The sequence below is a fragment of the Sporolactobacillus nakayamae genome (assembly GCF_900113325.1).
Lineage (GTDB): Bacteria > Bacillota > Bacilli > Bacillales > Sporolactobacillaceae > Sporolactobacillus > Sporolactobacillus nakayamae.
On record NZ_FOOY01000022.1, the window covers coordinates 49739 to 63394 of the forward strand.

Consider the following 13656-nt stretch of genomic DNA (forward strand, 5'->3'; position numbering starts at 1 on the left):
TGGGGTGGAAATTATGAAGGATGCATCGGATAATGTCTCTTTAAAAAGTAAAGAATTACGGCAGATCTGGTTAAGATGGGGATTCACACACTTATCTTCGATGAGCTACGAAAAGATACAGGCACATGCATGGGCTTGGTCCTATATTCCGTTTATACGGAAATATTATAAGAATAAACCAGAAGCAGCTCGCAGGCTACTTCTCAGACATTCTCAATTTTATAATACAGAACCGCAAACTGGACAGTTGATTAACGGGATTGTTGCATCGCTTGAAGAGCAGATAGCACAGGGAAAAAACGTTCCGGAAGAAATGCCGACCAATATTAAAACCTCATTAATGGGTCCGATTGCCGGAATTGGAGATTCATTAATTCAAGGAATAATTGTTCCGATACTTTTATCGATCGCGATGGGACTTGCAACAGGAGGAAACGCACTGGGGCCAATATTCTATATGATTGCATACGGTATCATTGGACCGACGATATCTTATCTTTCTTTTAAAAGCGGTTACAAGTTAGGGGTAAGTGCGATTGATACCATCGTTGGCGAGGATGCAAAGCGCATCACGGATGCATTTAATGTAGTAGGAATTATGGTAGTTGGTGGATTAGCCGCTTCATTGATTGTCTTAAAGACACCACTAAAAATACCAATGGGTACTGCTTCAGAGCCTTTACAAAAGTTATTAGACGGCATTTTCCCACAGATTCTTCCGTTATCTATGGTATTGCTATCATGGTGGCTTATTTCGTCAAAACGGATGTCGCCGACTAAAGTAATTCTTATCCTGTCGGCTATTGTTGCAGTAGGAGTTATCGTTGGCGTCTTTTGATAATAATGGTTCGACATACGCCTATCCAATTAGGATGGGCACTATTTAATAAAAGAGGAGAACGTTTATGCTGCTTCTGGAACCTATTTCAAAAAGAAGAATTTGGGGAACGAAACGATTGCATCAATTTAGTGGGGATAAAAAAATTGATCGAATTGGATCAGTTTATTCCGTCAGTGCCACTGATGAAATCAGTAACAACATAAAGAATGGCCGATTTATTGGTAGGGATCTAAATAGCGTTATAAAAGAACAACCGAATCTTTTTGGACTTAGAAATGGTGAAACTTATCCGATTATTGTGTCAATGACAGCTGCTGATGAAGCACTCAGTATTCAGGTACATCCGCCGGACGAATATGCAAATAGGGTAGAGAGTCAACTTTATGGGAAAAGTGAGTCTTGGTACTTTATTGAAGCGCCAATAGATGGCTGGTTGTATGCTGGTTCCAAAATTAATGATAAAAATAAGATAAAAGAGAAGATGAAAGAAGGGAAATATAATGATGTCGTTGACAGGTGTAAAATTCAATTACATGATCTGTTGTTTATCCCATCAGGGACACTTCACGCTCTAACAAAAGGCGCACTTGTCTATGAAATTCAGCAATCCACAGATATTACGTATCGGTTCTTCGATTATAATCGAATTGATCAAGATGGTGAAAAAAGAGAACTCCATTTGGAAAAGGCGATCGAAGCACTGCAACCATACAATCGTGTTAAACGAACAGAATTTTCGCTTGATAATACTCAAACGGAATATCCCTATGACATCAAACGAACAATTATTAAAGGGAATTACCAAAATACCGAACGAATCTCGCAATCAATTACAGTGATTAAAGGTCAATTAACCATCAATGATGAAAATGTGAATCAAGGTTGTAGCCTCCTAGTCATGCCAAATGAAAGTGTGGTTATTCAAAATCAAGCAGAAGTTGTAATTGCGACTCCGAACTTATATTGGCGGTAGGATAGAAGCGGTATGAATTAGATTACAAAAAATGAATACTCGATGACCCCCCCTATTTGAGAAATGGGGGTTTTCCTTTTTCTCACTTATATAACTCAACTTTCGCAGCTTAGTTTCGATTCTGCACAAAACCACTTTCAAGGGAATCCCATTAGATAAAGCAGTATGAATATAACGAAGAATACCCTTGTGACCCGATACCAGTTCGGCGAGCCGGAACAGAGTTTTTCAATCCTAAACTTGGCTGTTATTGATTTCTTGAAACTTAGATGATAAAAACATATTTTGATTTGATACTTTCAGGAAAACATTGGGAGTGATAAAAAATGTTGCGGTTAGGATTTATTTAATATACAATAATCCTCATACAATTACTTTGATAATTAAATAGTCATCTTCTTATCAAGAGTGGTGGAGGGACCGGCCCAATGAAACCCAACAACCAGCGCATGAACGCATGGTGTTAATTCCTGCAGATTTATTCTGAAAGATAAGAGACCAATTGACTCAATTCATTGCGAGTTTAATAAAATTGTCTCCTTATCTCATGGGGGCAATTTTTTTATTTCTCAATTAGATTAAGGGGTGATGCAACAGAGGTTTTTTTACCCAAGGACAAAATATGTGATCATTAAATCATAGTTTGTATATAGGAAAAATAAAAAATGAAGAAATGATTCATAAACAAGAAAAATAATTTTGTATTTTCATCGGTGTTAATTAGAGACAGATGGGACGATCGGCATGGACAAGGAGAAAGTGTATCATGATTTAATGCAACAAATGCGAGCCCTGTTTGATCAAGAATTTGATTTGGTTGCGAACATGAGTAATATGGTCTCTCTTATTTTTGAAAAGGTTCCCGGGCTAAACGGAACGACCTTTTACCGATGGAAGAATGATGAATTAATTCTTGGACCGTTTCAGGGCAGGGTTGCTTGCATGCATATTCCTCTTCAGAAAGGCGTGTGCGGTAAGGTAGCTTTTACGAAAAAGACGGAAATTGTCCCGGATGTTCATCAGTTCCCTGGTCATATTGCGTGTGATCAGCGTTCAAAATCAGAGATTGTCGTTCCTGTTTTTGAACCGGACAGTAATCGATTCTTTGGCGTTTTGGATTTAGACAGCCCATTAGTGAATCACTTTGATGCCATAGATGCCAGGCATCTGGAACAGCTGGCACCATTGGTTTTTGGTATTCAGAAAGGGGATGAACACTAATCATGGATCGTCGGAGGAGGTGCGGCTTTGGTTGATTTTAAGCCTTCCGAACGCGTTCGGAAGCTGCCTGTTAATTTTTTTGGCCAGTTGGATAATAAATTGGCTGCTATTGAAAAGACAGGGGCACCGTTCATTAATTTATCTAAGGGGAATCCCGATCTGCCGACTCCGGAACACATTGTAGCTTCGTTAAAGTCGGCGGTGGATCAGCCGGAAAATCATGCTTATCCCCCATTTCTCGGAAAAGAAAAGGTACGATTGGCAATTGCTGATTTTTATAAAAAGGAATATGGAGTCACATTGGATCCGGTCAATGAGGTTGCTGTTTTCCATGGCGCGCATATCGGCATCACCGGGATCCCGCAAGCGCTGCTTAATCCGGACGATTATATGCTGATTACGGATCCTTGTTATCCGATCTATTATTCTTCGGCCATGCTCTCGCAGGCAAGAACCTATGCTATGCCGCTTGAGGAGTCGAATCGATATCTTCCTGATTATCGAAGTATTCCGGACGATGTGCTGCAAAACGCGCGGCTCCTTATGCTCAATTATCCGAACAATCCGACCGGTGCACTGGCAACGAAGGATTTCTTTCGAAAAACAATTGATTTTGCCCAGACACATCGCATTCCGGTTGTTAATGACTTTGCCTATGCTTCACTTGGATTTGATCATAATAAGCCGCTGAGTCTGCTCCAAATTGAACAAGCAAAGAGCGTTGCGGTCGAAGTATATACTCTATCGAAAACATATAATATGGCAGGCTGGCGATTCGGGTTTGCTGTGGGCAATGCTTCAGTTATCAAGGCATTGAATCACTTTCAAATGCATGCCTGCAGCACGGTGTTCGGTGCGGTTCAAGATGCCGCGGCATGCGCGCTGCAATCATCGCAAGAGTGTGCACGCGAGCTGGTTCACATCTATCAACGGAGGCGTGATGTGCTCATCGGTGGGTTAAGTCGAATCGGTTGGACTGTTGCTTCTCCGCCAGGCACATTTTTTGCCTGGCTAAAGGTACCTGCAGGATACAACAGTCAGTCTTTCTCGGATATGTTGTTTCGCGAAGCACACATTGTGACGGCTCCGGGGATTGGATTCGGGAATAATGGCAACGACTTTATAAGGATCAGTCTCGTACACAGTGAAGACGTGCTGGCGGAGGCGGTCAGACGAATTGATGCGTTGCACTTATTTTAATAGGTTGGGAGATTGAGAGTGTAGGATGATAAAGATAGATTTAACAGGTCAAAATGTATTCGTTACCGGAGGCGGTTCTGGGATCGGCAAGGGGATTGCCGACCTCTTTCTCGAGGCCGGTGCCGCGGTGGCTGTCGCTGATGTCGCTTTTGAACAAAAAGCGGAACGAAAATCCGGTCGTTTGGTGCATCTCAAATTGGATGTGACGGATAAGAAGGATGTCAACCAAGCGGTGAAGACAGCTGCTGATCTTCTGGGAGCACCAATAAATGTTGTCGTGAACAGCGCGGGCATCTCGACGATGGATTATGCTGTGGACATTAAGGAAGAAGATTGGGACCGCGTTATGGATGTCAACGCTAAAGGAACTTTTCTTGTATCACAAGCGGTTGCCCGTCAGATGAATGAGCATGGGATTGAAGGGAGGATCATTAATATTGCGTCACAGGCTGGCAAGAACGGCTACCGCTGCATGGGAAATTATTGTTCATCAAAGCATGCGGTACTCGGATTCACGAAGGTCATGGCAGTCGAGCTGGCACATCAACAGATTCTGGTCAATGCAATCTGTCCGGGCATTGTCGAAACAAGTATGAAGCATCGGGAGCGGATTGACGGTGCCAAGCTCAGAACTATGACACCGGAACAGATCTATCAGGAAGATTGCTCGCAAGTACCGCTGGGAAGAACGGCGCTTCCATCTGATGTGGCAAATGTTGCTCTGTTTTTGGCTAGTCCGCTTTCTTCCTATATGACTGGTCAAGCAATCAATGTAACTGGCGGTATGACCATGAATTAAAGACCGGTGTTATCATTTTGTTATTAAAGGAGTTCAAAGCAATGTCTTTTCACGTGGTTTCCAGAGTCGGACCCCAGCAGTATAGTTCTGAAGAAGGTGCCTATGATTATCTGCCGGAATTTCTCGAAGCATTGTCTGCCACACGGATTCTAATTCTTCATGGCATCAAGTCATGGCAAAAGGCGGCACCGTATTTCCCAGATCTAGCTCAGGCAGGCTTTGATGTGTTCGACATGACGTTTGGCGGTGAATGTTCGCACAAAGAGATTGCTCGAGTCATTGAAGAGATTCACAGATCGAGGATTGATCTGGTCATTGGAATCGGCGGGGGAAAGGTCATCGATACGGCGAAAGCTGCAGCGGTTAAATCGGGCGGAATTCAACTTGTGATCCTGCCGACGATGGCAAGCAACTGTGCCGCATGGTCGGCACTCAGCGTTCTTTATAAGGATAACGGAATTTCGATTGGGCATGAACTCTATCCGAGACAGTCCAGCCTTGTTCTTATCGAGCCAAGAGTGATTTTGGATTCGCCTTTGGATTATTTTATCGCGGGAATTGCCGATACATTGGCGAAATGGTATGAGTCCGATAGCTTGCTGACACATGTCGGTACCAATCATCTTTCGCTTTTGTACGCCCGCGAGTCGGCCAAAATCTGCCGAGATATTCCTTTGAATCACGGCGCGCAGGCGGTTGAGGATATGAAGCAGGGCGTTTTATCGGACGCCTGGCAGCTTGTCATGGAAACGAACATTATCGCGGGTGGTTTGGTCGGCGGTTTTGGAGATGCCTATGGACGCGCGACTGCGGCGCATTCCATACATGATGCGCTCACTTATTTTCCAGAAACGGTGCATCTGCTGCATGGAGTAAAAGTGGCTTATGGCATTATGGTCCAGTTAGCGCTTGAAAAAAAGTGGGATGAAATCCATCGCCTGTTGCCGTTTTACCGTCGTCTGAAGCTGCCGGCAAGTTTACAGGATTTGCATCTTAATAAACGTTCTGAGGAAGATATTCGTCAGTTAGCTGCTTATGCAGTCAGTCCGGATAAAACCATTCATTTGCTCCCTTTTAAAGTGACGGAGGATTCGGTTCTTGAAGCCATTAGGCAGCTTGATAAGTATACGGCTGACTCTGCAGAAAGGAATAACTAGGTCTTAAAACCAAGTAATCCTACTAGAAAATATATGAAAGGAGGCGCTAACCGGTGACGTCGGAAATCATACGTACCGAACATGTAGTTAAAACCTTTACTGTTGATAAAAAAGCGCACTCTGTACTAAAAGATGTCAATCTCTCCATAGAAACGGGCGAGATCTTCGGTATCATCGGCTACAGCGGTGCCGGAAAATCAACGCTTGTCCGTTGCTTTAATGGGATCGAAAAAGCAAATGAAGGCAGCATCTTTTTCGAAGGGCAAAATATTGTCGGGTTAAAATCGCGGGAACTAAGAGCGATCCGTAGGAAAATCGGTATGATTTTTCAGCAATTCAATCTTATGCCGTCTCGAACTGTTTTTGGCAATATAGCGCTTCCTCTAAAACATAGTGGATTGTCAAAGCAGCAGATTAATAAACGGATTACCGAATTACTGGAACTTGTTGATTTGCCGGACAAACGAGATGCCTATCCCTCACAGCTGTCCGGTGGGCAGAAACAGCGGGTAGCCATTGCACGAGCCCTAGTAAACCATCCGAAAATACTTTTGTGCGATGAAGCGACAAGCGCTTTGGATCCGAAAACAACGAAATCGATCCTTTATCTCTTGAAAAAATTGAATAAGGAACTCGGCTTAACGATCGTGGTGATTACGCACGAAATGTCTGTGGTCAAGGAGATATGCCAGAAGGTCTCAGTCCTCGACAAGGGGAAGATCATTGAACATGGCGATGTTTATTCTGTCTTCTCTAATCCGCAGCAGGAGCTGACGCGGTCATTCATTGAAACAACATCTGCGCTTGGTAGTGTGAAGGCATTAATTGAAACGCAGTCTCCCGTTGTGCAGCTGCAGCCGGGACAATTGCTGCTTAAAATAAGCTATACGACAAGCAGCGTCTCAGAGCCGCTAATCTCCTATATTTCGAGAACGTTTCATGTTGACGCCAATATTGTGTTTGGCGACATTCAAATTTTGAGCGGCAATCCGCTCGGCGGACTCATTGTTATTTTGAGTGGTCAGAAGTCGGCTATTGATCGTGCGCTTGAGTACGTGAAACAAAGACATGTTGCTGTCGAGGTGTTGAATCATGGATAACGTGTTGCAATTCTTGCTTCCGAATGTCTCTCAAGTCATGGATGAATTTTATCTCTCAATCATTCAAACACTGCAAATGGTCTTTGTATCAGGGGTGATTTCTTTTGTACTCAGCCTGATTATCGGCATTGTGCTCATTTCTACAAGAAAGGGCGGCATTCTAGCGAATTCTTTTGTCTTTAACCTGTTTGATAAATTAATCAATCTGTTCCGTTCAATCCCATTCATTATTCTCATTGCCGCTCTGATTCCGCTTACCCGTTTGATTTCTGGAACTGCTGTCGGCGTTCAGGGAACCCTTTTTCCGCTCATTGTCGGAATTACTCCTTTTTTCTCGAGACAGATTGAATCTGCTTTGAGCGAGGTGGATGACGGACTGATCGAATCAGGGATCGCTATGGGCTTATCATCTTTTCAAATTATCGTTTCCGTCTACTTAAAAGAAGGCATTTCATCTATTGTGCGGGTGACGACAATCACGGTGATCAGTTTGATCGGACTTACTGCGATTGTCGGTGTTGTTGGAGGCGGCGGGATTGGTGATTTCGCTATTCGTTACGGCTATCAGCAAAATCAGCTAGATGCAACGTATGTGTCCATTATTGTTTTACTCATTTTTGTCAGCATCGTTCAAATACTAGGCACATTTATTTCAAAAAAAACCACACATTAGGAGGCGTTTCTCATGAAAAAGATTACTAAATTCAGCAGTTTTATCCTCATTCTCAGTTTTGTCCTGGTTCTTGCGGCTTGCGGTTCATCGTCGTCGGGTGCTAACTCAAATAAAGTCAAAGAAGTGAAGGTGGGGGTTGTCGGAAACAGTGATGATCCGATCTGGGAGCAGGTTAATAAGAATTTGAAGAAGGACAACATCCAGGTGAAGCTGGTCAAGTTCACTGACGGTATCATTGCCAATCAATCTGAGTCTAATAAAGAACTGGATTTAACTGCATTCCAGCATCATGCGTTCTTAAATCAGGAAATAAAACAAAAAGGTTATAAATTTACCGTCATCGGTGAGTCGTATATTGTTCCTTTAAATGTCTATTCAAAAAAGATTAAAAGTCTCAAACAAATTAAAAGCGGAGATAAAATTGCGATTCCGAACAATGTCACCAATGCTGGCCGCGCCCTTAAGGTTCTGGAGAGTGCGGGACTGATCAAGCTTGATCCAAGTAAAGGGTACTCACCTGCTGTGAAGGATATTACGGAAAACAAAAAGAATGTGAAGATTGTTGAAGTAGATCCAGCCAAAATTCCGAGCCTGCTTCCGGATTTTGCGGCGGGCATTACAAACAGCAACTTTATTATTGATAATAAAATGAATCCTGTCACTGACTCTATTTATCGCATTAAACCTGATCTGAATGATCCGAACAATAAACCATGGATTAACGTCATTGTTGCGCGTACAGCTGACAAGAATAACAACACATATAAGAAAGTGGTCGATGCTTATCATACGGCATCGGTCGCAAATAAAATTAAGAAGCTTTACAATGGGGTTTATGTCCCAGCGTTTAAGTATTAAAAGAGGGTGTTCAAAAAGTCCGGGAAAAAGGTACTGAGGATCTTCTGCTAGAAACGTGTACGTCCTGTACACAACGCAGAAGTCACCGCATCCTGCGAAAGTTCTGTGTCAGCTTGTTTCTCCGCTCCTCACGTACCAGCAGGGGAACTTCAACTAAACGTGCACGTCCTGTGCACAACGTTGAAGTCATCACATCCTGTGAAAGTACGCGCGGGTAGCTCGAAACTGCGCTTCCTTGATCTTCTCGGCTCTTTTTGTCCTCCTTTTTGAACAGACTCTAAAAGAAACATAACTTTCTTTTATCATGCAATTAATAGTTCGGTGCTGATAAAATGGTAAGGAGTCATCACGAAAATACAAAAAGCGAGGCGATTGTGATTATGGCAAAGGTTGAAAGTTTTACACTTGATCATACGAAAGTTAAGGCCCCATATGTCCGATTAATTGCGACACAAAAAGGACCAAAGGGCGATGTCATTCAAAATTATGATTTGCGGTTTGTACAGCCCAATGAAAATGCGATTCCTACAGCAGGGCTGCATACGATTGAACACATGCTGGCCAGCCTGCTGCGTGATCGGCTGGAAGGTGTGATTGACTGCTCGCCGTTCGGCTGCCGCACGGGATTTCATTTGATTCTTTGGGGAGAACATGATCCGATTGACGTTGCCAAAGCGCTGAAGGGTTCTCTTGAATTTATCGCGAATGAATCGACTTGGGATGACGTTCAAGGAACAACGATTGAAAGCTGCGGCAATTACCGTGATCACTCACTCTTCTCAGCCAAAGAATGGGCGAAAAAGGTTGTCGATGAAGGTATCAGCTCTGACCCATTCGAACGCAAAGTGGTTAAGGAATCCTTGTAATTGCAGGTGGAATTGTGTGAGCGGAGGTCATCCACGCGTAGTTTGTGATGCTGCCGTATAAATCGCAAATACCTAAGATAAAAAAGAAGCGAAGTGATCTGAGCCTATTGTTTGTTCTAGCAGGCTTGGATCGCTTCTTTGTGTGGAAGGCGATTAAACAGATAAAAATAATGTTATAGATCACAAGCCGCCCTAGGTTTGCGTGAGAGAAAACAGCTGCATTTTGTTACCGCCTACAGCTTCGCGGAACAAGGATACCTATGAGCAACACACTTTTCTATTTTATCAAAAAATTTAGCATATTATCCCAACACGCCAATACTTTATATAAAACGGGATTTGTCATCAATGGGCAAACGTTTAGTCCCATTCGTGGGGGGATTACGCATGAAATTCGAGGATTATCAGCCCTATTTAAGTCCTGCGCTTGCCAAGGCGACGGATTTGATTGCGATCAGTGGCAAGGGATGCTATTTGACCGACAGTAAGGGTGATCGGTATCTGGATTTTGTTCAGGGGATTGCAGTTAACGCACTGGGTCACTGCCATCCGAAGGTTGTTGAGGCCATAAAAACGCAGGCGGGAAAGCTGATCACGGCATCGTTTAATGTGGTTAATTATCCGACGACGCTTGAACTTGCGAAACGGCTGGCCGAGGTGACGCCGGGTGAGTTGAATTCGGTATTTTTCTCCAATGGGGGAGCGGAAGCAATAGATGGTGCGTTGAAGCTGGCGAAGGCTTATACAAAAAGACCGGCGATTATTGCGTTCCAAGGCTCTTTTCATGGACGTTCGTTCGGAGCACTATCTGTAACCGGCTCGAACGCGTACTATCGCAAGTATTATGAGCCTATGGTCGGTTCGGTTTACTTTACGGCATATCCTTCGACGGATTTATGTCCTAAGGGTTTCAATGAGGAGCAAAGAACAGAGTATTGCTTGAATGAACTTGACCGGCTTTTTCAGAATCTCGTGGCGCCTGATCAGGTAGCCGCGATTATTATGGAGCCTGTTCAAGGGGAAGGTGGTTATGTTGTTCCTTCGAAGGCATTCGTACAGGAAATTCGCGAACGCTGCGATCAGTACGGCATTCTGCTGATTATGGATGAAATTCAATCCGGTTACGGACGAACGGGGAAGATGTTTGCCAGTGAACATTTTGACGTGGTGCCGGATATTATGACGGTAGGAAAAGCGATTGCCGGCGGTCTGCCGATGAGTGCGGTCATTTCAACGCAAGTGATTATGGCTGAATGGCGATCGGGCATGCATGGCACCACTTTTGGCGGCAATCCGATTTGTGCGGCTGCGGCTTTGGCAGTATTGGATGAATTCAAACAATCGTGTCTGCTGGAGCACGTGAATGAGGAAGGCGCGTACTTAAGAAACAGATTAGTTCGGCTGCAGAAGAAATACAGTTGCATTTCCGATGTTCGTGGACTGGGCCTAATGCTGGCAATTGAATTCTCCCATCCGGATGGCAGTCCGGCCGGAGATTTATTGGAAGCAGTCAGAGCAGCTTGTCTGAAAAATAGATTACTGACTCTTTCATGTGGTGTACACCATAATGGCATGCGATTTGCTACGCCGCTTAATGTGACCAACGATGAGATTGATCAGGGCATTGCGATTATCGAATCTGTTCTGGATCAACTTTACGCTCAATGAGAGGACCTGAGGTTATGGCGCAAAAGAAAGTCCTTTACTATAACATCGACGATACCTTGGATTATGAACATAATTTGTTGCGTGAGTGGGGGATTGAGGATCTAGAATTGATTGAAATCAAAGATTATGACAGCGTACAGTCGTTTGCTCACTATGCGAAAGAGGTAGATGGGGTTGTTGTCGAATATCAGCAAATTACCCGGGAAATTATGGAGCAATTGCCGAATTTGAAAATAATTGCACTTCAAGCGATCGGTGTCGATAACGTTGATGTCGAAGCAGCGACTGATTTTGGCGTGTGTGTGACCAACTGTCCGGGTTTTTGTTCGGAGGAAGTGGCGCTTCATACGGTTGGGCTGATGATTGATCTGACCCGAAAAATCACACTACTCGATCGGTTGGTGCGACAGGGAAAATGGGATCCGTTATATGGCTATAAGACACACCGGCTGACAGGCAAAACTGTTGGACTCTATTTCTTCGGAAGCATTCCCAAAGCGATGATACCGATGCTTCACGCGCTGAAGGTGAAGATCCTTGCCTATGCTCCGACAAAAACAGGGGCCTTCTTAAGAGAATACGGCGTCTATAAAGCCGAAACATTTGAGGAGTTACTGACTCAATCCGATATTCTGTCGCTGCACTGTCCGCTTCTGGAATCGACCACACATCTCATTTCCGAACGAGAATTGAAGCTGATGAAAAAGGATGCCTTTCTGGTTAACACCGCGCGCGGTAAGGTCGTTGATGAGGCGGCACTGGCAAAAGCATTAAAAGCAGGAGAAATCAAAGCCGCAGCGGTTGATGTCATTGAAGATGAAGCGAGGGAAAACAGTCCGTTATTTGCTTTAGAAAATACGATCATTACCCCGCACTCAGCCTTTGTCTCCGAAGATTCCTTTTATGATGCACGGAAGACTACCTTGGAACAACTCGTACAGCGATTGAGCAAAAATGAAAAACCGGCCAATTTAGTGAATCGGGATGTTATGCTTGGGTAGATGCCATGAAATTTTTGATGTTGAAACTAACTTTTCTCCAATTCCATGAGGAAAGTTTTTTATTACATACGCGGGATCAGAACGGTTGTTGGCAAAATAAAGTGCGAATCATAAAGATTAACATATAGGTTAATTTTACTATTAGTGCGCCCGGCATGAGTGACAACTCGGTGGCAAAATCCGCTACAGGCTCGCCAGTAGGAATTTTCCGCAAAATGAGTTAGCGAAACGACTTCAGGATAGTGAAGCCCAGGTGTCTAGAGATGAAAGAAATGAATACTTTGGGGCAATCACAGAAAAAATTGAAAAAGTGATGAAAGCTTTAGGAATGAAGGCGACAAGCACTATCGAAATGACAAAGGAACTAGGAGCGTGAACGATGTAAAAAACTAGAATTAAATAAAGATGAATTCTAGTTTGTGGATTGATCGAAAGAGGTTGGTGAACGAGGAGCGCAAGTTGCGGTTAAAAAAATTCAACCGGATTTGTCGATTGTCTTTGAGGGGCCACCGGCTGATGACACGTTTACACCGGACTACTTGATTCAGACCGGATTGAGAAGAGGTCCGATGTTGCGTGATCTTGATACATCGATTATCGTCAATCCAAGATTCCAAAAGTATTGTTTGGACACGGCAAAACAAGCGGGAATCAAAGCGCAACGCGCAGTACGAACGGGCGGCGGCAATGACGGCGCTGTGATTAATCTCTATCAAGGTGCGCCGACAGTAGTTGTCGGCATCCCGGTGTGCTATGCACATACTCCATATTGTTACGTTGCTTTTGAAGATTACGTATCAACGTTGAATCTGGTGACGAAGATCCTGAAGTCACTTGATACTGATGTGATCGGCGGGTTCTAAAGCAAGGAGCGATAGATAGCAATTAGTGAAGTTAATTTTTATGAAAGGCATGAAATGACGAATCGCGTTGTTTCATGCCTTTTTTGCGTGCGCCCGGCATGGACGACAGCTAGGCGGTGAAAGTCCGCTACAGGCTTGGCAGTAGGAACTGTTAGCCAAAGGCAAGGGTGTCCATCGTGAGGTGGAATCTGAAGGAAGCCGGAGGCAAACTTCTGGGCTGATGAACAAGAACTGCATACTAAGGCTGAATAGAGACGGATAAGCCTGCGTAACAAGGTGAAGTCCAATACTGCCCGAATCTCAAACAGTATATGCAGCAGCCACATGGAAGGAAAGCGGTCGTTCTTACCCGGGGAGGTCTTACAAGGGTTCCCGACAAGAGGGAAGGCATTTCCCACAGGAACAATCATGCCAGTGATGGTGAGATGAATTGTAA

General features: G+C 44.0%; 13 protein-coding genes, 1 pseudogene and 1 riboswitch. All 14 genes and pseudogenes read left to right on the top strand.

What is annotated here, in order from left to right:
* Positions 1–13: 13 nt before the first annotated feature.
* Positions 14–838 (top strand): PTS system mannose/fructose/sorbose family transporter subunit IID, encoded by an 825-nt coding sequence (locus tag BM003_RS13670; protein ID WP_093674019.1) that lies wholly within the window; start codon positions 14–16, stop codon positions 836–838.
* A 67-nt stretch (positions 839–905) separates the two neighbouring features.
* The gene (locus tag BM003_RS13675; protein WP_093674021.1) at positions 906–1814 is read left to right on the top strand and encodes a class I mannose-6-phosphate isomerase; all 909 of its coding nucleotides are present in this window, start codon (positions 906–908) and stop codon (positions 1812–1814) included.
* A gap of 396 nt (positions 1815–2210) precedes the next feature.
* Positions 2211–2311, top strand: a riboswitch (SAM riboswitch).
* A gap of 247 nt (positions 2312–2558) precedes the next feature.
* Entirely contained in the window at positions 2559–3035 is a 477-nt protein-coding gene (locus tag BM003_RS13680) for a GAF domain-containing protein (RefSeq protein ID WP_093674023.1), read from the top strand.
* Between the two features lie 27 nt (positions 3036–3062).
* Positions 3063–4235, top strand: coding sequence for an aminotransferase class I/II-fold pyridoxal phosphate-dependent enzyme (locus BM003_RS13685; protein ID WP_093674025.1), 1173 nt, complete (start codon positions 3063–3065; stop codon positions 4233–4235).
* Between the two features lie 25 nt (positions 4236–4260).
* Positions 4261–5034, top strand: a complete 774-nt coding sequence (locus tag BM003_RS13690) for an SDR family NAD(P)-dependent oxidoreductase (RefSeq protein WP_093674027.1) — start codon at positions 4261–4263, stop codon at positions 5032–5034.
* Between the two features lie 41 nt (positions 5035–5075).
* On the top strand, positions 5076–6191 hold the full coding sequence (locus BM003_RS13695; RefSeq protein ID WP_093674029.1) for an iron-containing alcohol dehydrogenase family protein: 1116 nt from the start codon (positions 5076–5078) through the stop codon (positions 6189–6191).
* Positions 6192–6244: 53 nt separating this feature from the next.
* Positions 6245–7291: a methionine ABC transporter ATP-binding protein gene (locus BM003_RS13700; RefSeq protein ID WP_425441052.1), complete on the top strand. Its 1047-nt coding sequence runs from the start codon at positions 6245–6247 to the stop codon at positions 7289–7291.
* The gene (locus tag BM003_RS13705) at positions 7284–7964 is read left to right on the top strand and encodes a methionine ABC transporter permease (protein ID WP_177184800.1); all 681 of its coding nucleotides are present in this window, start codon (positions 7284–7286) and stop codon (positions 7962–7964) included. Before BM003_RS13700 ends, BM003_RS13705 begins: the two co-directional genes overlap by 8 nt.
* A gap of 12 nt (positions 7965–7976) precedes the next feature.
* Positions 7977–8822, top strand: a complete 846-nt coding sequence (locus BM003_RS13710) for a MetQ/NlpA family ABC transporter substrate-binding protein (protein WP_093674031.1) — start codon at positions 7977–7979, stop codon at positions 8820–8822.
* Between the two features lie 380 nt (positions 8823–9202).
* A complete protein-coding gene (locus BM003_RS13715; protein WP_093674051.1) occupies positions 9203–9688 on the top strand; it encodes an S-ribosylhomocysteine lyase in 486 nt (161 codons plus the stop codon).
* 387 nt (positions 9689–10075) lie between these two features.
* Positions 10076–11356 (top strand): aspartate aminotransferase family protein, encoded by a 1281-nt coding sequence (locus BM003_RS13720; protein ID WP_093674033.1) that lies wholly within the window; start codon positions 10076–10078, stop codon positions 11354–11356.
* A 14-nt stretch (positions 11357–11370) separates the two neighbouring features.
* A complete protein-coding gene (locus BM003_RS13725; protein WP_093674035.1) occupies positions 11371–12357 on the top strand; it encodes a C-terminal binding protein in 987 nt (328 codons plus the stop codon).
* Positions 12358–12610: 253 nt separating this feature from the next.
* Positions 12611–12733, top strand: a complete 123-nt coding sequence (locus BM003_RS18125; RefSeq protein ID WP_281242912.1) for a hypothetical protein — start codon at positions 12611–12613, stop codon at positions 12731–12733.
* Positions 12734–12803: 70 nt separating this feature from the next.
* Positions 12804–13220, top strand: a pseudogene (locus BM003_RS13735) (hypothetical protein); the annotation flags it as partial.
* Positions 13221–13656 lie beyond the last annotated feature (436 nt).

Bases quoted from the DNA above. Each gene is read 5' to 3' on its own strand.
- BM003_RS13670 (WP_093674019.1), top strand. From the start codon at position 14: ATGAAGGATGCATCGGATAATGTCTCTTTAAAAAGTAAAGAATTACGG.
- BM003_RS13675 (WP_093674021.1), top strand. From the start codon at position 906: ATGCTGCTTCTGGAACCTATTTCAAAAAGAAGAATTTGGGGAACGAAA.
- BM003_RS13680 (WP_093674023.1), top strand. From the start codon at position 2,559: ATGGACAAGGAGAAAGTGTATCATGATTTAATGCAACAAATGCGAGCC.
- BM003_RS13690 (WP_093674027.1), top strand. From the start codon at position 4,261: ATGATAAAGATAGATTTAACAGGTCAAAATGTATTCGTTACCGGAGGC.
- BM003_RS13695 (WP_093674029.1), top strand. From the start codon at position 5,076: ATGTCTTTTCACGTGGTTTCCAGAGTCGGACCCCAGCAGTATAGTTCT.
- BM003_RS13705 (WP_177184800.1), top strand. From the start codon at position 7,284: ATGGATAACGTGTTGCAATTCTTGCTTCCGAATGTCTCTCAAGTCATG.
- BM003_RS13710 (WP_093674031.1), top strand. From the start codon at position 7,977: ATGAAAAAGATTACTAAATTCAGCAGTTTTATCCTCATTCTCAGTTTT.
- BM003_RS13715 (WP_093674051.1), top strand. From the start codon at position 9,203: ATGGCAAAGGTTGAAAGTTTTACACTTGATCATACGAAAGTTAAGGCC.
- BM003_RS13720 (WP_093674033.1), top strand. From the start codon at position 10,076: ATGAAATTCGAGGATTATCAGCCCTATTTAAGTCCTGCGCTTGCCAAG.
- BM003_RS13725 (WP_093674035.1), top strand. From the start codon at position 11,371: ATGGCGCAAAAGAAAGTCCTTTACTATAACATCGACGATACCTTGGAT.